This is a genomic window from Massilia polaris (genome assembly GCF_012927275.1).
Taxonomy (GTDB): Bacteria; Pseudomonadota; Gammaproteobacteria; order Burkholderiales; family Burkholderiaceae_D; genus Telluria_A; species Telluria_A polaris.
The window spans coordinates 196,533-215,604 of the sequence record NZ_JABBGG010000007.1 but is presented as its reverse complement, the minus strand read 5'-3'; the positions used below and the strand labels follow the sequence as shown (position 1 = coordinate 215,604).

Genomic DNA, 19,072 nt, shown 5'->3' with positions numbered 1-19,072 from the left:
GATCGGCCACCAGTGACGCAAACACCGCGCCGCCAAGGCTGCCGCCAGACACCCCGCTCACTGCGAAGAGATTGCCGGCAAAGCGCCGTTCGCTGTCATCCTGTAATTTCGCGAGCACCATGGCGGTCCAGTAGGCGCCGCGCAGCCCGCCGCCTTCGGCCGCCACCAGGAACACCGGAAACGACTGGCCCTGCTTGAGCGCCCCGCTGTGAAGCCGGTCGTCCAGCCAGGCGTGGAAACGCGCCGGTCCGATCGGACGTGCCGATGGCCCCGGCGCTTCACTTAGCTGTGCCCCTTCATCAGAATTGCTCCGAGATACCCTGTCCTTCAGGGCAGGGAGTGAAAGGAGCCGGACGCGTAGCGCCCGCAGCCGTCCAGGTGAAAAAATGTTTTGAACTTGGTTGTTGGGGCATGGTCAAACTCCATAAGTGCTTCAGTATGCGATTACGCGCTGGGGCATGATTCACCTGCACCGTTTTTTTCCGATCCGCAGTCGCCTTAGGCGAGGTCGAGAGATATCCTGCGGATTGAATAAGAAGCTGGGCTACTTTCAGTCCGGCTTCCGTCTGGGGCATCAGACGCCAGCAGTGGGAATCCCCTTCCGTTTACGAAGGGGAGGATGTCAAGATTGTCATTCCACGAACTGAACAGCACGAACAGCAGCAGCGGCAGCGCCGCCATCGACGGCAGCTTGAAATGGCGGAAGTAATAGGTCAGCACCAGGTCGCCGAACAGGATCCAGCTGCCAAACGCAAAACACAGCAACGCCGGCGCCGTGACGACGCTGGTGACCTCGACCGGCTTCCACCAGATCGCCAGCGGCAGCGCGAACGACAGCAGGATCGCCGTCACCACCGTGATCACGGTGCGTTTCTGGAGTTCGACGAAGCGCAGCGACGCCTCGCTGCCCGGCAGCCGGCTCAGCGGCGAGCCGAACCAGCGGTGCGGCGCGAGCACGAAAGCGCCGATCGCCAGCGCCAGCGCCGCGCCGGCGAAGGCCAGCGCCAGCACGGGCTCGCCGAGCAGCTGGTAGCGCACCGTCAGCAAGGTCGGCGGCAGCACCCCAAGCAGGCGCGGCAGCCAGGCGCGCAGCCACTGGACATACGGCGTATCGGCGCAGTCGACGATCGCATTGCCGGCGAAGATGCGGCCGAGAGTCAGGCGCGCGCTGTACCAGGCAGCGAGCGACCAGCTCGCCACGGATACCGCAAACACCGGGAAATTCCAGCCGGGCTGGGAGACGAGCCGAAGCGACTCGATGCCTTGCGGGATGAACGCCAGGCCGATCGAGCACAGGATGGTCAGGGTCACGCTGTAGAAGCAGCGCCACAGGATCGAGCCGGTTTCCCGCAGGCGCTCGCCGCTTGCGCGCACGAATGTAAGCATGGTCGCCGCCGCCGCATCGCATTGTAATACTTAAAATATAGCGTGCTTTGCCGTGAGGCGGGAAGGCGGCGCTCATCGGCGCAACGCCGAGGCAGGCTCATCTGATGAGGGATTGCGCTGGCCCAAATATGGCGCGCCTTTGCCATAGGGAATTGGAATGGCATCCGCGTCCACCAGCCGCGCAACCGACTTCCCGCGTACGCGCACCGAAGCGACGGGTTATGGGGTCCCGCGTTACAGCTTGATGAAATGCTCGCGGTAGTACTTCAGCTCTTCCACCGACTCGATAATGTCAGCCAGCGCCGTGTGCTTCTGGTGCTTCTTGAACCCGCCAACAATCTCGGGCTTCCAGCGGCGGCACAGTTCCTTCAGGGTCGACACATCGAGGTTGCGATAGTGGAAGAACGCTTCCAGCTTCGGCATCCCGCGCGCCATGAAGCGGCGGTCCTGGCAAATCGTGTTGCCGCACATCGGCGACTTGTTCGACGGCACGAAGTTCTTCAGGAAGGTGATCAGGGCAGCTTCCGCATCGGCTTCTGTCACGGTCGAGGCTTTCACGCGCTCGATCAGGCCGGAACGGCCGTGGGTGCCCTTGTTCCATGCATCCATCTTGTCCAGCGTTTCGTCCGACTGGTGGATGGCAAATACCGGGCCTTCGGCCAGCACGTTCAGGTGCATGTCGGTAACCACGACGGCCACTTCGATGATGCGGTCGGTATCCGGGTCCAGTCCGGTCATTTCCATGTCAACCCAGACCAGGTTGAACTCATTCGGGCGCTGCGGCGCGGCCGGTGCTGCTAAATCGGTGGCATGTGACATAATTCTCTCTTCGGCCTAAACAATCCTGCATTTTCTCACAGGCACAGAATGTATTCACTCGTGTTTTCGATTTTGTTCGTCAGTTTCTTTGTTCTCTCGCTGTCGCTGCGGTTCTGGCTGGCCGGACGCCAGGTGCGCCACGTGCTCGCCAACCGCGCGCGGGTCCCGGCGGAATTCGCCTCCCGGATCCCGCTCGACGCCCACCAGAAGGCCGCCGACTACACCGTCGCCAAGACCAGGTTCGGCATGGTCGCCACCCTGTTCGGCGCATTCTTGCTGATCGCCCTCACCCTGCTGGGCGGTCTGCAGGCGCTGTCGCTGGCGGTGCTTGACGCGACCGGCCCGGGCATGGCCTTCCAGCTTGGCCTGATCGCCGCCTTCGCGGTGGTCTCCGGCCTGCTCGACCTGCCCTTCGATCTCTACCGCCAGTTCGTGCTCGAAGAGCGCTTCGGCTTTAACAAGATGACGGTCAAGCTGTGGTTCGCCGACATGGTCAAGGGCGTGCTGCTTGGCGCGGCGCTTGGCCTGCCGCTGGTCTGGATCGTGCTGACCTTGATGGACAAGACCGGCCCGCTGTGGTGGTTCTATGCCTGGCTGGTGTGGAGCGGCTTCCAGCTCCTGATGATGGTGCTGTTCCCGACCGTGATCGCGCCGATGTTCAACAAATTCACCCCGCTGGCCGACGAGAGCCTGAAGGCGCGCATCGAAGGACTGATGCAGCGCGTCGGCTTCGCCTCCAAAGGCCTGTTCGTGATGGACGGCTCCAAGCGCAGCGCGCACGGCAACGCCTACTTCTCCGGCTTTGGCGCCAACAAGCGCATCGTGTTCTTCGACACGCTGCTGTCGCGCCTCGCGCCGCAGGAGATCGAAGCGGTACTCGCGCACGAACTTGGCCACTTCAAGCTGAAGCACATCGCCAAGCGCATCGCGGTGATGTTCGCGGTGTCGCTCGGCTTCCTCGCCCTGCTCGGCTACCTCAAGGAGCAGCCGTGGTTCTACACGGGCCTCGGCGTGGAGCCGCTGCTCGGCGCCGGCAACGACGCCATCGCGCTGATCCTGTTCATGCTGGTGCTGCCGGTGTTCACCTTCGTGCTGTCGCCGCTGACCTCGATCAGCTCGCGCAAGCACGAGTTCGAGGCGGACGCTTTCGCCGCCAGGCATACCGAAGCGGGCGACCTGGTATCGGCGCTGGTCAAGATGTACGAGGATAACGCGTCGACCCTGACCCCGGATCCGCTGCACTCGGCGTTCTACGATTCACACCCGCCGGCATCGGTCCGCATCCGTCAACTGAACCTGGCGGCCGCACAATGAACCTGACCGAGATGAACTGCACGCACGCGCCGGCCGCGCTCGACGACGACGCCGTTGCACAGCTGCTTGCGCAGCTTGACGGCTGGACGGTCATCGACGGCCAACTGCAGCGCCGCTTCAAGCTGCGCGACTATCACGAGGCCATGGAGTTCGTGAACGCGCTGGCCTGGATGACGCACCGCCAGGACCACCACCCGGATCTCACGGTGACCTACAACAGCTGCACCGCCAGCTACATCACTCACTCGGCGGGGAACAAGCTGACCAACAACGATTTCATCTGCGCCGCCAAGGCCGACGCGCTGTACGCGCAGCGGGCCGGCGCATGAGCGGGCTGCTCGGCACCATCATCGCCGCCCACGGGCGCCACTACCTGGCCGACGCCGAAGGCGAGATGCTCCAGTGCGTCACGCGCGGCAAAAAAACCAACGTGGCCGTCGGCGACATCGTCAAGCTGGCCAAGACCTCGGACAACCAGGCCGTCATCGAAGCGATCACCGAGCGCAAGACGCTGCTGTACCGCTCGGACCAGTACAAGTCCAAGCTGCTGGCCGCCAACCTGACGCGCCTGTTCATCGTCGTCGCCACCGAACCCGGCTTCGCCGACGACCTGATCTCGCGCTCGCTGGTGGCGGCAGAAGCGGCCGGCATCGAAGCGCACCTGATCCTCAACAAGACCGACGTCGCCGAGCTGCTGCCCAAGGCGCGCGAGCGCCTGGTGATGTATTCGTCGCTCGGCTACCCGGTGCATGAAGTGTCGGCGCGCGCCAATCCCGAACACGCGGTCGCGACCCTGATGCCGCTGCTCGAAGGCCAGTCGTCGATTTTCATCGGCCAGTCCGGCATGGGCAAGTCGTCGCTGATCAACCTGCTGGTGCCGGACGCCGACATCGCGGTGCGCGAAATCTCGGCCGCCCTCGACACCGGCAAGCACACGACCACCTTCACGCGCCTGTACAAAATGCCGGGCGATAGCCAGATCATCGATTCGCCGGGTTTCCAGGAGTTCGGCCTGTACCACTTGACCGAGGGCATGATCGAGCGCGCCTTCGTCGAGTTCAAGCCCTACCTGGGCGGCTGCAAGTTCTACAACTGCCGCCACCTGATCGAGCCGCAATGCGCGGTGCTGGAGGCTGTCGGCGCGGGCAAAATCGCCCCGTTCCGCCACGCGCTGTACAAACAATTATTACATGAGTCAGCACAAACCTTATACTAAGGAAACGCTGATTTATTCGGCCGCGCCCGTTCCCGTCGGTGCCGCGACCTGAGACAATGACGCGACGCTCACCGCCTGTCATCGGTCATGCAAAAAAGCTTCTCCGACCTTGAATACTCCGCCAAGAAAAAGCTCACGCGGCGCGACCGCTTCCTCGCTGAGATCGATAGCGTTACGCCGTGGGGAAAGCTGCACAAACTGATCGAACCGTTTTATCCGAAGGTCGACGGAGCGGGTCGTCCGCCGATTGGCCTTGCGCGCATGCTGCGCATGTACGTGGCCCAGCAATGCTTTGGTTTGTCTGACGAAGGCATCGAGGACGCGATCTACGACAGCCAGGCCATTCGCGCTTTGGTTGGCATCGCAGAAATCTACCAGCACCGTCGGCGTTCGTTCGCGCCGTTACCGACTCTTGACTAAGAGAGCGAATTGATCAGCGGCTCCCTAGTTCAGCTCCTTCCGGCCGGCCCCAAAATGGTGGCCAGATTGCCGTGGAATCGGTGGCCGCTTTGGCTTGGAATTGGTGGTCACTTTGCCGTGGAATACGCAGCTTACGTTCTAACAAGCTGCTCACTTCTGCTCCCGGTAGCGGCTTACTGAAGAAAAACCCTTGTATTTCATCGCATCTGTTTTCTTTCAGAAATTCAAGCTGATCTGCAGTTTCAATGCCCTCGGCGACCACTTCCAGCCGGAGGCAATGCGCGAGCCCGATGATGCCGGCAGTGATGGCCATGTCATCGACTTCGTTGGGAATATCCTTGATAAACGACCTGTCGATCTTCACGCAATCGACCGGCAGATGGCGCAGGTAGGCCAGCGACGAATAGCCCGTGCCAAAATCGTCGATCGACAGGCGGACACCAAGCAGCTTAAGTTGCTGCAAGAACCTGATTGCAGATTCGGCGTCATGCATCACCATGCTCTCGGTGACTTCAATCTCCAGCCAGTCAGATGCCAGTCCGGTTTGATCCAGGATGTCCGAGACATCCTGCAATAATTTTTCATCCCGGAACTGCCGGGCCGACAGGTTGACCGCCACCCGTATCGGCGCAAGCCCTTGCCTTTGCCATTCGACGTTCTGCAGGCAAGCCGTTTTCAACACCCATTTCCCGATCTCGATGATGAGGCCGGATTCTTCTGCCAGCGGAATAAACTCTACGGGAGAAATCATGCCCAATTGCGGGTGCCGCCAGCGCAACAGCGCTTCAACGCCGCTGATTTTGCCGGTGCGCAAGTCGAGCTTGGGTTGATAATGCAAGAACATCTGGTCGCGGGCCACCGCATGCCGCAAGCTCGCCTCCAGCGTGAAACGTCTCAGCGAGTCTTTGTTCATCAGGGGGGAATAGAACTGATAGCTGTTGCCGTTGACCTTGGCGCGGTACATTGCCACGTCCGCATTTCTCAGCAGCGCTTCGACATCGCTGCCGTGATCCGGCGCAACGGCGATACCGATACTGGCAGTCGTCCGGAATTCCTTGCCGTTGATGTGGAACGGCTGCGCCGCGCTTCCCAGCATTTTATTGACGACGGCAATCACGTCCTCTACCCCCGGAAACCGCTCTATCATGACGGCGAATTCGTCGCCGCCGAGCCGCGCCACGCTGTCGCTTTCACGCAGGCACGCTGTCAGTCGGCGTGAAAATTCGATCAACAGCAAATCCCCGGCGCCATGTCCCAGCGTATCGTTGATCACCTTGAAACGGTCGACGTCGATAAACAGCACCGCCAGGCCCTCTTGATAACGGGCGTGTCGGTTCAGGGCGTATTGCAAGGTTTGATTGAACATGCTGCGGTTCGGCAGGTCCGTCAGCGCATCGTGCCATGCGACATGGTGCAGATTCTTTTCTGCCGCCTTGCGTTGCAGGTACAAGCTAATCTGGCTGCTGATGGATTGCAGCATTTTCTGCAATCCTTCGTACGGCTTGTATTGAGAGCGACCGAAACACTCAATCACGCCAAATATTTCTTCGCCTGAGACAACCGGGCAGGCGAACAAGCTGGAGACGTTCGACGGCATGGCGGCGCGCTGCCCGTTTTCCGCAATGGCGTCGAAGTCCGGCCTGAGGATGGGAGCCTGCCGCATCCAGCAGCGGCCGGCCAGACCCAGGTCCAACGGAATCTGCTCTTCCCTTTGCGCGGCGATGAATGGCGCAAGATCCATGCCATCGGCGCACCATGCGTCGCTGTAAATGAGTCGCGCTCCCGGTACGTCGACAATGCGGAACACGGCGCATACGCAGTCCAGCCCCCCGACCAGGGCTTCCAGCACTTCGGGCATAAGCTGCTGCGGATTCGCGCCGGAGGCTACCAGCTGAGTAACGCGGTGCTCCACTTCTGCCAGCAGCGTCGCCTGCTTGCGTTCAGTGATATCCATAATCGTGCCGTTGAGCCTAGCATCGGCGGCCTTATGCGAAGCCTGGAAGATAATTTGCGTCCAGCGGATGGCGCCATGCGGATGGGATATGCGATACTCCCCGCTCATCCGATCCCCGCTCAGGACGGCGTTCGCCAGTGCCGCTTTTACCTGTGCCAGGTCGTTGTCGCAGATACGGCTGAGGAACTGACCGAGATCCGGGCGGATCTCGCCGACCGCCATGCCCAGGATTCGATAAGTCTCGGCCGACCAATGCATGCTTTGATCTGCCGGGTCAAGCGACAGGCTGCCCAGATGGGCGGTACGCTGCGCTTCGGCCAGCCTGGCCTGGTTTTCCCGCAGATGCCTGGTCATCGCCTTGGCGATTCTCACCGCACTGCTGCGGGCGCTAGTCATCGCGTAAAAAGCCCATGACAACAGGATGCTGCACAGCAGGCCGCCCAACAGCGCAAGCCAGGGTAGCGCCGCATCGAGCCGGTTCATAGTGGACTGCGGCCTGGCGCTGAACACCAGCTCCCAGCTACGACCGCCTATTTCAATCGGCAACGACGTCACCAACCGCTCGCCGGACACAAGGACATCGGCGGCGCCCCTGGATGCGTCCAGCAACTGATTGCTATCGAATACTAAATTCTCCTTGCTGTCGGGCTGGGCGGCCGCTTCGCCGCCGGCCGGTCTCCGATCGTAGAGCCGAAAGCGCATGCGCCGCAAGGCCTCATCGTCGGCCACGCCTTGCATCAGTTTGATTACATTGAAGCCGGCGCCTACCGAACCGATATAGGCCGCGCGCCGCTGTTCCAGCGTGGCTAGCGGCATGTCGTTGCGGTACACCGGCATGCGCATGGCCAGGCCGATGTGCTGATCCGCTCCCTTGACTTGGATTAAGGCGCCGGAAGAGATCAGTTCCCCAGTGTCGCGGCTTGTTGCCAGAGCCGCTTGCACGCGCGGATTAAAGGCCAGGTCTTTGCCGAACGTGCTGGCGTTGTTTTCCATCGGTTCCTGATACAGCAGCACTGCATAGCTAGACCTTTGTCCTGCGGGCTTGATGGAGAAATCGGGATAACCGCGCAAGTCCAGACTGCCATCCTGGCGGACCGCGGATTCAAAGGCCGCCTTATTTTCCTCGCTGACAAACTGCGCGAAGTTCAGGTTTTGAAAGCCGGGATAGCTTTCGGCCAGCTTCAGGCCTGTCACATAACGGTGAAATTGAACGCGCGACACCATGCTAGTCGTGTGAAACAGTGCCTTTACCCCGCGAATGACATCGACGTACGACGAAATGCGTGCTGTGATCACGTGCTGGACGTCACTGGCCTTGCGCTCAAAGCGGAGCTGGGCGTCGTCAACGATCTGGTTCGAGACCAATGAAAACATCAGCAGCGAAAGGCCGCCGCCAATAATCAAGGTGAGCGATGAAGCGAAGGAACTGCTGGACAATAAGGGGCGCGCATCGCGCTTTAGCAGCAACAATCTGTCCATGAATTTATCCCATCGACTCAAAGGAGCGCGAAATGCCATTCGATGCCTTTCCCGATTAGAATTTCTCATTGACTACACTTTCCAGCGTGATTTGAAATTTGTCGGTGCGGCCCCTTGCGGCACTTGCGTGATTTGAACGGGATTGCGCAAATAGGCATTGCGTCATAAGTCATAAGTCATCTTCCATAGCGGTGCCCGTCAACACGAGGTCGATGGTCAACTATAGGTAACTTGGCTTATGCAGCAGAGATGTGGGTATTGGTGGAAGGCAAACACAAAGCGTGCTCAGAGATTCCGTGGATTGGGGAACCGGGGACATGTCGCCAACGCAGTCGGTCGACATTTGGCCTTCGCACCATAAATATACCTCAAGAATTCATTGCGCATGCGGCAAAGCTGGCTCAGCCGCGAAGATACTGGAAGAGAGCAACAACATGTGACCTGGCTTAAGGAGATTTAATGAAAGCTTAGATATATTCCTTGCGAATCTTCCGCCGAGCGAAGCGTCGATTTAACTGAGCTGTGTCGTTACGCGCCCCTGCATGTTCCGGCGCAGCTGCCCACTTGTCGAGACTAGCGGATGGGCGGATGGGCGGGTGGTGCGAGGATCCAACGACGCCTTGGCAAAACCCTTATAATTGTATGGATACACGTGTCCAAGTTGTCATCATGCCTACGAACCCGATCAAGCACTTCCTGCAGCTCTCCGACTTCACCCGCGACGAATTCGAGTATGTGATCGAGCGCGCCAGCGTGATCAAGCAGAAGTTCAAGAACTACGAGATCTACCACCCGCTGATCGACCGCACGCTGGTGATGGTGTTCGAGAAAAACTCGACCCGCACCCGCCTGTCGTTCGAAGCCGGCATGCACCAGCTGGGCGGCGCGGCGATCTACCTGAACACGCGCGACAGCCAGCTGGGACGCGGCGAGCCGGTGGAAGACGCGGGCCAGGTCATGAGCCGCATGTGCGACATCATCATGGTGCGCACCTTCGGCCAGGAGATCATCGAGCGTTTCGCCGCCAATTCGCGCGTGCCGGTGATTAACGGCCTGACCAACGAACACCATCCGTGCCAGGTCCTGGCCGACATCTTCACCTTCGTCGAACACCGCGGCTCCATCACCGGCAAGACGGTGGCGTGGATCGGCGACGCCAACAACATGCTGTATTCGTGGCTGCAGGCGGCCGAAGTATTCGGCTTCCACCTGAACGTGTCGACGCCGCAGGGCTACGACATCGACCCGTCGCTGGTGTCGACCGAACGCTACACCTTCTTCGCCAACCCGTCCGACGCCTGCGAGGGAGCGCACCTGGTCAACACCGACGTCTGGACCAGCATGGGCTACGAGAAGGAAAACGCCGAACGCCTGGCAGCCTTCGACGGTTTCATCGTGGACTCGGCCAAGATGGCGCGCGCCGACAAGGACGCGCTGTTCATGCACTGCCTGCCTGCGCACCGCGGCGAGGAAGTCTCGGCCGACGTCATCGACGGCCCGCAGTCGGTGGTCTGGGACGAAGCCGAGAACCGCCTGCACGTGCAAAAGGCGCTGATCGAATACCTGCTGCTCGGACGTATCGACAATAAATAAACTATCCACCACCATGCACTATCGTTGGCCCGTCGCGGGAGCGACTTACCCAAGGGCCAGCTGACCAATCCACCCTCACCCCACGTCTTACACTGGAACTCCCATGAGCGACATCAAAAAAGTAGTTCTCGCCTACTCCGGCGGCCTCGATACCTCCGTCATCCTGAAATGGCTTCAGGATAACTACGGCTGCGAAATCGTCACCTTTACCGCCGACCTGGGCCAGGGCGAAGAGCTCGAACCTGCGCGCGCCAAGGCGATCAAGTTCGGCATCAAGCCTGAAAACATCTACATCGACGACGTGCGCGAAGAATTCGTGCGCGACTTCGTGTTCCCGATGTTCCGCGCGAACACCGTGTACGAAGGCGAATACCTGCTGGGCACCTCGATCGCGCGTCCGCTGATCGCCAAGCGCCTGATCGAAATCGCGCGCGAAACCGGCGCCGACGCGATCTCGCACGGCGCCACCGGCAAGGGCAACGACCAGGTCCGCTTCGAACTGGGCGCGTATGCGCTGAAACCTGATGTCAAGATCATCGCGCCATGGCGCGAGTGGGACCTGCTGTCGCGCGAAAAACTGCTGAAGTACGCGGAAGACGCGGGCATCGCGGTCGACATGAAGCACAAGAACGGCGGCGCGCCGTACTCGATGGACGCGAACCTGCTGCACATCTCGTTCGAAGGCCGCCACCTGGAAAATCCAAGCGCGGAAGCCGAAGAATCGATGTGGCGCTGGACGGTCAGCCCAGAAGCGGCGCCGGACACCCCGGAATACCTCGACGTCGAATACGAAAAGGGCGACATCGTCGCGCTGAACGGCGTGCGCATGACCCCGGCCACGGTACTGGCCGAGCTGAATCGCCTCGGCGGCAAGCATGGCATCGGCCGCCTCGACCTGGTCGAGAACCGCTACGTCGGCATGAAGTCGCGCGGCTGCTACGAAACCCCGGGCGGCACCATCATGCTGCGCGCGCACCGCGCGATCGAATCGATCACGCTGGACCGCGAAGTGGCCCACCTGAAGGACGACCTGATGCCGCGCTACGCGTCGATGATCTACAACGGCTACTGGTGGGCGCCGGAACGCGTCGCGATCCAGACCCTGATCGACCACACCCAGGCCACCGTCAACGGCTGGGTGCGCATCAAGCTGTACAAGGGCAATGTGATCGTGGTGTCGCGCGACTCGAAGACCGATTCGCTGTTCGACATGAACATCGCGACCTTCGACGAAGACGGCGGCGCCTACAACCAGGCCGACGCCGGCGGCTTCATCAAACTGAACGCGCTGCGCATGCGGATCGCGGCGAAGGCGCGCGAGAAGCGCGGTCAGTAAACGTCCTTTGCCGTACGAAGCCGCCTTCCGGGGCGGCTTTTTTTCGCGTGCGAATATGTAGCTTCTGGTCGGTCCGCGAGTGAAAATGCCCCCGACAGGGCCGCTGAAATGTTACATTTGGAGCACAAATTTTGGTATCAGGAGAATCTATGCTGCAGAACCTTAGCATCAAGCAAAAACTGTACGCCGGTTTCGGCGCGATTGTCGCGATCCTGCTGATTTTGCTGGTGCTTGCCTACAACAATTTCTCCAAGGTTTCTGAAGCGACCCGGCTCGACCGGCATACGCTCGAAGTAATGCTCGAAACCGACCAGATCGGGGCCAACGTCCTCGACATCCAGAACCAGGTACGCGGCTACCTGCTGACCGGCGAGGAACGCTTCCTGACGCCGGAAGTGGACGAAGAAGCCCTGGTGCAGATGAACATCAATCACGCGGTCAGCCTCACTGCCGACAGTCCGGCGCAGCACGAGCGCTTACGCAAGGTTGACGCCGCAATCGATTCGTGGCTCCAGAACGTCAACCATCCGCTGATTGACAAGCGGCGCGCCCTCGGCCAGGCGCCCGGCGCCGCCGAACAGGCCGCGCGCGCGCCTGAACTGGCGACCGGCTTCGCCACGGTCGCTGAAATACGCAAGATGCTGGGCGAGATCGCGGCCGAAGAAAACCGCTTGCTGGCGCAACGTTCTGCCGAAGCGGCCGAGCTGCAGAAATCGATGTCGATGGTGCTGGTCGCCGGCGGCGCGATCTGCATCGTGCTTGCATCGATCATCGCCATGATGCTGGGCCGGGCCTTGCTCACTCCCATCAACAACCTGACCGAAGTGGTTGGCCGGATCGCCCGCGGCGACCAGTCGGCGCGGGCGCGGGTGCTGGCGCGTGATGAACTGGGCAACGTGACCGCGGAATTCAACCGCATGGCCCAGGCCATCGAAGACGGCCAGGCCAAGGAACTGGCCGTCGCCAAGGAACTGCGCGCCAAGGTCGACGCCCTGCTCGATGTGGTGTCGAAGGCGGCCAGCGGCGACCTGACCGGCAGCGTCACCGTCAGCGGCGATGACGCTGCCGGCCGCATGGGCGATGGACTGAAGACCATGGTGGAGAACCTGCGCAAGCTGATCAACAACGTCCAGAAGGCCGGCATCCAGGTCACCACCTCGGCCACCGAAATCGCCGCCTCGGCCAAGCAGCAGGAAGCGACCGGCGTCGAACAGGCGCAGACCAGCGTCGAAATCCTGGCGACCACCAAGGAAATGTCGGCCAATACGTCGCAACTGCTCAGGACGATGGAAGAAGCCACCGAGGTGGCCGACTACACCACCAGCGCCACCGCCGACGCGCAGAACAACCTGCGCCGCATGGACCAGACCATGCAGAACATGGTCGCCGCGACCGATTCGATCAACGCCAAGCTGGCGGCCCTGTCGGAAAAGGCCAGCAACATCAACAGCGTGCTGACCACCATCACCAAGGTCGCCGACCAGACCAACATCCTGTCGCTGAACGCGGCGATCGAAGCCGAAAAGGCCGGCGAGGCCGGACGGGGCTTCTCGGTGGTGGCGACCGAGATCCGCCGCCTCGCCGACCAGACCTCGGTGTCGACCTGGGACATCGAGCAGATGCTCAAGGAGATGCAGTCGGCGGTGTCGGCAAGCGTCATGGGCATGGATAAATTTTCGGAAGAGATCCGCCGCAGCGTGGGCGAAGTAAGCCAGGTGGGCTTGCAGCTGTCGTCCGTGATGGACCAGGTGCAGAAGCTCGCGCCGCAGTTCGACCTGGTGCTGCAGGGGATGCAGTCGCAGGCCGTCGGCGCCAGCCAGATCTCGGAAACCATGATGCAGCTGAGCGACGCGACCCAGCAGACGGTGGAGTCGCTGAAAGCCACCAGCGAAGCCGTGCACCAGCTCCAGTACGCGGCCAGCGACCTGCAATCGTCGGTGTCCACGTTCGCGGTCAATCATTAAGCAGCGATGAAGGTCCTGGTCTTCCACATCGGTCTGGACCGCTACGGGCTGCGGCTCGGCGCCGTCGCGCGCGTGCTGCCGGCGGCAAGCCTGAAGCTGCTGCCGCTGGCGCCCGCATACGTGGCCGGCCTGCTCGACCTGCACGGCGAGCCGGTTCCCGTGATCGACCTGTCGCAGCTGGCCGGCGCCCCGGCGCGGCAGTTGTGGTTCGACACCCGCATCATCCTGGTCGATTATCCGGCCGCCGGCGGCACCCGCGCGCTTGGGCTGCTGGCCGAGCAGGTGGCCGGCATCGAGACGGTGGAGCAGAACACCTTCGCCGACAGCGGCGTCACCGGCGCACCCTTCCTGGGACAGGTCGCCGGCGGCGAAACCGGGATGCTGCAGCTGGTCGAACCCGAAGGACTGCTGACGCCAGAGGTGCGCGCCCTGCTGTTCCAGCCGCAGGCGGTGCCGACATGAACATCCGCGACCTGGTGCGCGAGCAAACGGGCCTCGACCTGAGCGAGGCTGTGATCGACCGCGCCGTCGGCCGGCGCATTGCCGAATCGGGCGTCGCCGATGCTGCCGCCTACGCCGCCGACATCGCGCCCGGCGAGCTGCGCGCGCTGGTCGAACTGCTGGTGGTGCCCGAGTCCTGGATGTTCCGCGACGCCGAAGCCTTTGCCGCCGCCGCGGCGTTTGTCCAGCGCCGCCTTGCCGCGGCGCCGAACCGGGTGGTACGCATCCTGTCGGTGCCCTGCGCGGGCGGCGAGGAACCGTATTCGATGGCGATGGCGCTGCGCGACGCCGGCGTGGCCCCGGCTGCCTGCAGTATCGACGCGATCGACCTGTCGGAAGTGGCGCTGCAACGGGCGCGGCGCGGCCGCTACACCCTTAACGCATTCAGAGGCGGCGACCTGGAATTCCGCGCGCGCTATTTCACCCGCACCGGTAACGAGTACCAGATCCACGACGAGCTGCGCGCGCAGGTGCGCTTCAGCCAGGGCAACCTGCTGGCCACCGACCTGGCGTCCGGCGGCCGTTATGACGTGGTCTTTTGCCGCAACCTGCTGATCTATTTTGACGAGCCGAGCGCGGCTGCGGCGATCGCCAGGCTGCATGCGCTGCTGGCCGACGACGGCCTGCTGTTCGCCGGCTATGCCGAGGTGCCGACCTACTGCCGCAACGGTTTTGCCACCGTGCGCGCGGCCAATGCATTTGCATTGCAAAAGGCCACGGCGGCCGCGCCGGCGACGCCCGCCGTCCGCGCGCCGGTTGCTCCACCCCGCGCAGCGCGCGTGACGCCGCGCCCTGCAGCCCCGCAGTTAAAGCCGAAGCCGCCGCGCCAGCCAGCGCCCGCCCCTGGCCCGCCGGATGTGGGCGCAGTGCTTGCGCAGGCGCGCAAGCAGGCCGACCAGGGCGACCATGCCGCTGCCGCCGCGGCGTGCAAACGGGTGCTGGACACGGCGCCCGACAACGCCGACGCCTATTTCATCCTCGGCCTGACCAGCGAGTGCGGGCGCAACCTGGCGGCCGCCGAAGGATACTGGCGCCGCTGCGTATACCTGAAACCCGACCATTACGAAGCCTTGTGCCACCTGGCGCTGCTGGCCGGCGAGCGCGGCGACGCGGCCCAGTCGGACGCTTTGCGCCAGCGCGCCGCGCGCGTCTACCAGCGCGCCAATGACGGCGCACCGAAAGGAAGGTCATGAGCGAAAGCGGCTGCTGGAACCTGATCGGCGTGGCCGGCGACAAGAGCTGCGCCAAACTGGCCCCGCTGGTTCATTGCCGTAATTGCGACGTCTACGCGGGCGCCGCCCAGCGCAGCCTGCAGCGCCCCGTCAGCGACACCTACCGCAGCGAATGGGCAGCGCAATTGCGTCAGCCCGTCGCAGCAAGCGACAGCAGCGACACCTCGGCGCTGGCGTTCCGGATCGGGCGCGAGTGGCTGGCGCTGCCGACGGCGATGGTGTCGCAGGTGGCGCCGCAAGCGCCCGCGCACCGGCTGCCGCATCGCGGCGGCAACGGGCTGGCCGGCATCGTCAATGTCGGCGGCAAGCTGGCGCCCGCCATCTCGCTCGCCGCGCTGCTCGGCATCGACGAACGCGACGCGCCGGTCCGCAGCGGCCGCCATACCTTCGCGCGCCTGCTGGTGGTGAACTGGGAAGGCCAGCCGTTCGCGCTGCCGGTCGCGGACCTGTGCGGCATCGTGCGTTACGCTTCGAAGGGCCTGACGCCGCCGGCCGCCACCATCAACCGCGGCATGCAGCGTTACCTGCTCGGCGTGGCCGCCATCGATGACATGCATATCGGCGTGCTGGACGCTTCACTGATCGGACACCAGATGATGAGGCTAGTGCGATGAGCCAGGACCAGTTCGGCGACCTGAGCCAGTTTTCGATGCTCGACCTGTTCCGCATGGAGGCGGAGGGGCAGGCGCGCACGCTGACCGACGGCCTGCTGGCGATGGAGCGCGGCGGCGCCAGCGCCGATGCGATCGACGTGCTGATGCGGGCCGCGCATTCGATCAAGGGTGCGGCCGCCATCGTCAACCTCGATGTCGCGGTGCAGGTGGCGCATGCGATGGAAGATGCGTTCGTCGCGGCGCAGAACGGGCGGCTGGACCTGACCCCGGCGCGCATCGACGTGCTGCTGTCCGGGGTCGACCTGATCGTCCAGTTCGCGGCGCTGACCGAAGACAGCGTCGATGCGTGGATGGCGCAGAATGCCGCTGCCATCACGGCGGCAATCGCGGCGATCGGAGCAATCGCTTCGCTGCAGTCGGCGCCCGCGCTTCCGCAAGCGGCGCCCTCCCCTGTGCCGGCCGAAACGGCGCCGGCCCCGCTGCCGCCGCGCGTCAGCCAGAACTACGACAAGCTGCTGGCGCTGGCCAGCGAATCGCGCATCAACGCGCACCAGATGCGCCCCCTGGTGGAATCGCTGCAGCGCCACAAGCGCAACCAGGCCACCGTCCTGCAGGCGATCGAGCAGTTGCACGAGGCCGTGCTGCGCAGCGGCGATGCGGCGCTGGCCGAACGCGCGTCGCAGCTGCTGCACAAGGCGGCGCCGCTCAAGCAATTCGTCATCGGCCACATCGCGGAGATCGAAAACTACGAGCGCAAGGTGCTGGGCGTGTCGGCGGCGCTGGTCGACGAAGTGCTGGCACTGCGCATGCGTCCTTTCGGCGACGGCGTGCACGCCTTCCCGCGCATGGTGCGCGACCTGGCGCGCAGCCTGGGCAAGGAAGCGCAGCTGCTGATCGAGGGCGAGGACACGCTGGTCGACCGCGACATCCTGGCCAGGATCGAAAGCCCGCTTAATCACATGCTGCGCAACGCGGTCGACCATGGCATGGAAACGCCCGCCGAGCGCGCCGCCGCCGGCAAGCCTCCAGCCGGCACCATCCGGCTGGAGGCGCGCCACCGCGCCGGCATGCTGAATATCGAAATCGGCGACGACGGACGCGGCGTCGACCTCGAACGCATCCGCGCCAACGTCCTCGCGCGCGGGATGGCCAGCGATGCGATGGCGGCGGCAATGTCATCCGCCGAGCTGCTCGAATTCCTGTTCCTGCCGGCGTTCAGCCTGAAGGAGACCACCAGCGTGATCTCCGGGCGCGGTGTCGGCCTCGACATCGTGCAGCAGGTGATCCGCGAACAGAACGGCACGGTACGCATCGAGTCGCAGCCGGGCCTCGGCTTCCGCACTTCAATCACGCTGCCGCTGACACAGTCGATCGTGCGCGCGCTGGTGTTCGATGTGCAGGGCGAAGCGTACGCGATCCCGATCGTCAAGGTCGAACGCGTGTTGAAGATTCCCCAGTCAGGCATCAGCACCCTCGAAAACAAGCAGTTCTTCGATTTCGGCGGCGAGCATCTCGGGCTGGTGCCGGCGGCGCAGGTGCTGGAGCTTGGCCAGATCGAAGCGGCCGGCGACGAACTGGCGGTGCTGGTGATCGGCAGCGGCCAGCGCCGCTACGCGCTGGTGGTGGACGCGATCCGCGGCGAGCATAGCCTTGCGGTGCAGGCGCTCGATCCTATCTTCGGCAAGATGCGCGACATCAGTTCGGCCGCGCTGCTCGACGACGGCGCACCGGTGCTGATCCTCGACGTCGCCGACCTGCTGCTGTCGATCGACAAGCTGCTGCATGAAGGCGGCCTGCACAAGCTGGCTGGCGCCAACGCGACCGAGCGCCGCCGCAGCCGGCGCGTGCTGGTGGTGGACGATTCGCTCACGGTACGCGAGATGGAGCGCAAGCTGCTGCTCGGGCGCGGCTACCAGGTCGATGTCGCGATCGACGGCATCGACGGCTGGAACGCGGTGCGCAGCGGCGACTACGACCTGGTCGTGACCGACGTCGACATGCCGCGCATGGACGGCATCGACCTGGTCGCGCTGATCCGCAAGGACATCGACCTGCACAAGCTGCCAGTGATGATCGTCTCGTACAAGGACCGGCCGGAAGACCGGGCGCGCGGCATGGCGGCGGGCGCCGACTACTACCTGACCAAAGGCAGCTTCCACGACGAGACGCTGCTCGACGCTGTGTTCGACCTGATCGGAGACCCGCTCATTTGAAAATCGGAATCGCCAACGACGTCGCGATGGCCGCCGAGGCGCTGCGGCGGGTCGTCGCCAGCACCAGCGAACACCAGCTGCTGTGGATCGCCCGCACCGGCGCCGAAGCGGTGCGCATGTGCGCCGATAACCGTCCCGACCTGGTGCTGATGGACCTGAACATGCCGGAGCTGGACGGCGTCGAAGCGACCCGCCAGATCATGCAGAAGTCGCCGTGCGCGATCCTGATCGTCACCGGCCAGCCGCAGGAGAGCGTGGGCCAGGTGTTCCGCGCGATGGGCGCCGGCGCGCTCGACGTGACGGCGACGCCGGTCCTGCGTGGCAGCGCCGGCGACGCCGAGCTGCTGGCCAAGATCAAGACGATCGGCAAGCTGCTGCGGGTGAGCCGCGCCGACCAGCCGGCGCGCACGCCGCCGGCCGCGGGCGACAGCAGCGCCGTCACCCACCTGCTGGCAATCGGCGCCTCGACCGGCGGCCCGGTGGCCATCGCCGCCATCCTGGCCAACTGGCAGCCGCCGGCCGGAACGGCGGTCGTCATCGTCCAGCACATCGACGCCCACTTCGCACCGCAGTTCGCCAGGTGGCTGGGCGAGCAGCTGGCGATGCCGGTCCAGGTGATCGCCGACGGCGACCTGCTGGCGCCCGGCACGGTGCAGGTGGCGATGACCAACGACCACCTGCTGCTTGGCGCGGGCGGACGCCTGCGTTACGATCCCAACCCGCGCGAATACGCTTACCGGCCGTCGGTGGACGTGTTTTTTCGCTGCGTTGCGCAGCACTGGAACGGCGCGGCCACCGGCGTGCTGCTGACCGGGATGGGCCGCGACGGCGCCGCCGGACTGCTCGCCATGCGCGAAGCGGGCAATGCCACCATCAGCCAGGACGAGGCATCGAGCGCCGTGTATGGCATGCCGCGCGCGGCGGCCGACCTTGGGGCGGCCCAGAATATTCTGCCCCTCGATGGCATCGCACGCGCCTTACGCAGTAGAATTGGCGTCAAATTATAAAGACGGGCCCGCATCCGCGGCGCT

14 protein-coding genes and 1 pseudogene are annotated in these 19,072 nt (G+C 63.6%); 12 read left to right on the top strand and 3 right to left on the bottom strand.

Translation table 11 applies throughout. From position 1 onward, the window contains the following. Positions 1-498 precede the first annotated feature (498 nt). Both HHL21_RS14065 and orn read right to left on the bottom strand, forming a co-directional pair. Positions 499-1,386 carry a hypothetical protein gene (locus HHL21_RS14065; protein ID WP_169466873.1) on the bottom strand — a complete coding sequence of 296 codons (888 nt, stop codon included), beginning with the start codon at positions 1,384-1,386 and terminating at the stop codon, positions 499-501. Between the two features lie 234 nt (positions 1,387-1,620). Further along, the gene (gene orn, locus HHL21_RS14060; RefSeq protein WP_169466872.1) at positions 1,621-2,205 is read right to left on the bottom strand and encodes an oligoribonuclease; all 585 of its coding nucleotides are present in this window, start codon (positions 2,203-2,205) and stop codon (positions 1,621-1,623) included. Between the two features lie 48 nt (positions 2,206-2,253). Here orn and HHL21_RS14055 point away from each other — a divergent pair, with 48 nt between their 5' ends. The 4 genes and pseudogenes from HHL21_RS14055 to HHL21_RS14040 form a co-directional block, all read left to right on the top strand. Then, a complete protein-coding gene (locus HHL21_RS14055) occupies positions 2,254-3,519 on the top strand; it encodes a M48 family metallopeptidase (RefSeq protein WP_169466871.1) in 1,266 nt (421 codons plus the stop codon). After that, on the top strand, positions 3,516-3,848 hold the full coding sequence (locus HHL21_RS14050; protein ID WP_169466870.1) for a 4a-hydroxytetrahydrobiopterin dehydratase: 333 nt from the start codon (positions 3,516-3,518) through the stop codon (positions 3,846-3,848). Before HHL21_RS14055 ends, HHL21_RS14050 begins: the two co-directional genes overlap by 4 nt. Beyond that, the gene (gene rsgA, locus HHL21_RS14045; RefSeq protein WP_169466869.1) at positions 3,845-4,735 is read left to right on the top strand and encodes a ribosome small subunit-dependent GTPase A; all 891 of its coding nucleotides are present in this window, start codon (positions 3,845-3,847) and stop codon (positions 4,733-4,735) included. The genes HHL21_RS14050 and rsgA overlap by 4 nt, the downstream gene beginning before the upstream one ends. An 87-nt stretch (positions 4,736-4,822) precedes the next feature. Then, a pseudogene (locus HHL21_RS14040) lies at positions 4,823-5,098 on the top strand (transposase); the annotation flags it as partial. 70 nt (positions 5,099-5,168) lie between these two features. On the opposite strand, the gene HHL21_RS14035 reads toward HHL21_RS14040, so the two are convergent. Continuing rightward, a complete protein-coding gene (locus HHL21_RS14035; protein ID WP_169466868.1) occupies positions 5,169-8,588 on the bottom strand; it encodes an EAL domain-containing protein in 3,420 nt (1,139 codons plus the stop codon). Positions 8,589-9,257: 669 nt separating this feature from the next. Between HHL21_RS14035 and argF the strand changes: the two genes are divergently transcribed. From argF to cheB, 8 genes are all read left to right on the top strand, one after another. Then, positions 9,258-10,181 (top strand): ornithine carbamoyltransferase, encoded by a 924-nt coding sequence (argF, locus tag HHL21_RS14030; protein ID WP_169466867.1) that lies wholly within the window; start codon positions 9,258-9,260, stop codon positions 10,179-10,181. 103 nt (positions 10,182-10,284) lie between these two features. Beyond that, positions 10,285-11,517: an argininosuccinate synthase gene (locus HHL21_RS14025; protein ID WP_169466866.1), complete on the top strand. Its 1,233-nt coding sequence runs from the start codon at positions 10,285-10,287 to the stop codon at positions 11,515-11,517. A gap of 149 nt (positions 11,518-11,666) precedes the next feature. Then, positions 11,667-13,481, top strand: coding sequence for a methyl-accepting chemotaxis protein (locus HHL21_RS14020; protein WP_169466865.1), 1,815 nt, complete (start codon positions 11,667-11,669; stop codon positions 13,479-13,481). Positions 13,482-13,487: 6 nt separating this feature from the next. After that, positions 13,488-13,943: a chemotaxis protein CheW gene (locus HHL21_RS14015; RefSeq protein ID WP_169466864.1), complete on the top strand. Its 456-nt coding sequence runs from the start codon at positions 13,488-13,490 to the stop codon at positions 13,941-13,943. After that, entirely contained in the window at positions 13,940-15,175 is a 1,236-nt protein-coding gene (locus HHL21_RS14010) for a CheR family methyltransferase (protein WP_169466863.1), read from the top strand. The genes HHL21_RS14015 and HHL21_RS14010 overlap by 4 nt, the downstream gene beginning before the upstream one ends. Further along, a complete protein-coding gene (locus tag HHL21_RS14005; RefSeq protein ID WP_169466861.1) occupies positions 15,172-15,828 on the top strand; it encodes a chemotaxis protein CheW in 657 nt (218 codons plus the stop codon). The genes HHL21_RS14010 and HHL21_RS14005 overlap by 4 nt, the downstream gene beginning before the upstream one ends. Beyond that, positions 15,825-18,041 (top strand): hybrid sensor histidine kinase/response regulator, encoded by a 2,217-nt coding sequence (locus tag HHL21_RS14000; RefSeq protein ID WP_169466859.1) that lies wholly within the window; start codon positions 15,825-15,827, stop codon positions 18,039-18,041. The genes HHL21_RS14005 and HHL21_RS14000 overlap by 4 nt, the downstream gene beginning before the upstream one ends. After that, entirely contained in the window at positions 18,038-19,048 is a 1,011-nt protein-coding gene (gene cheB / locus HHL21_RS13995) for a chemotaxis-specific protein-glutamate methyltransferase CheB (RefSeq protein WP_169466857.1), read from the top strand. The genes HHL21_RS14000 and cheB overlap by 4 nt, the downstream gene beginning before the upstream one ends. Positions 19,049-19,072 lie beyond the last annotated feature (24 nt).

What these genes read in the sequence shown, in the direction of transcription:
- rsgA (WP_169466869.1), top strand. Translation starts at nt 3,845, where the DNA reads ATGAGCGGGCTGCTCGGCACCATCATCGCCGCCCACGGGCGCCACTAC.
- HHL21_RS14025 (WP_169466866.1), top strand. Translation starts at nt 10,285, where the DNA reads ATGAGCGACATCAAAAAAGTAGTTCTCGCCTACTCCGGCGGCCTCGAT.
- HHL21_RS14000 (WP_169466859.1), top strand. Translation starts at nt 15,825, where the DNA reads ATGAGCCAGGACCAGTTCGGCGACCTGAGCCAGTTTTCGATGCTCGAC.
- orn (WP_169466872.1), bottom strand. Translation starts at nt 2,205, where the DNA reads ATGTCACATGCCACCGATTTAGCAGCACCGGCCGCGCCGCAGCGCCCG.
- HHL21_RS14005 (WP_169466861.1), top strand. Translation starts at nt 15,172, where the DNA reads ATGAGCGAAAGCGGCTGCTGGAACCTGATCGGCGTGGCCGGCGACAAG.
- HHL21_RS14065 (WP_169466873.1), bottom strand. Translation starts at nt 1,386, where the DNA reads ATGCTTACATTCGTGCGCGCAAGCGGCGAGCGCCTGCGGGAAACCGGC.
- HHL21_RS14015 (WP_169466864.1), top strand. Translation starts at nt 13,488, where the DNA reads ATGAAGGTCCTGGTCTTCCACATCGGTCTGGACCGCTACGGGCTGCGG.
- HHL21_RS14020 (WP_169466865.1), top strand. Translation starts at nt 11,667, where the DNA reads ATGCTGCAGAACCTTAGCATCAAGCAAAAACTGTACGCCGGTTTCGGC.
- HHL21_RS14055 (WP_169466871.1), top strand. Translation starts at nt 2,254, where the DNA reads ATGTATTCACTCGTGTTTTCGATTTTGTTCGTCAGTTTCTTTGTTCTC.
- argF (WP_169466867.1), top strand. Translation starts at nt 9,258, where the DNA reads ATGCCTACGAACCCGATCAAGCACTTCCTGCAGCTCTCCGACTTCACC.
- HHL21_RS14050 (WP_169466870.1), top strand. Translation starts at nt 3,516, where the DNA reads ATGAACCTGACCGAGATGAACTGCACGCACGCGCCGGCCGCGCTCGAC.
- HHL21_RS14010 (WP_169466863.1), top strand. Translation starts at nt 13,940, where the DNA reads ATGAACATCCGCGACCTGGTGCGCGAGCAAACGGGCCTCGACCTGAGC.
- HHL21_RS14035 (WP_169466868.1), bottom strand. Translation starts at nt 8,588, where the DNA reads ATGGACAGATTGTTGCTGCTAAAGCGCGATGCGCGCCCCTTATTGTCC.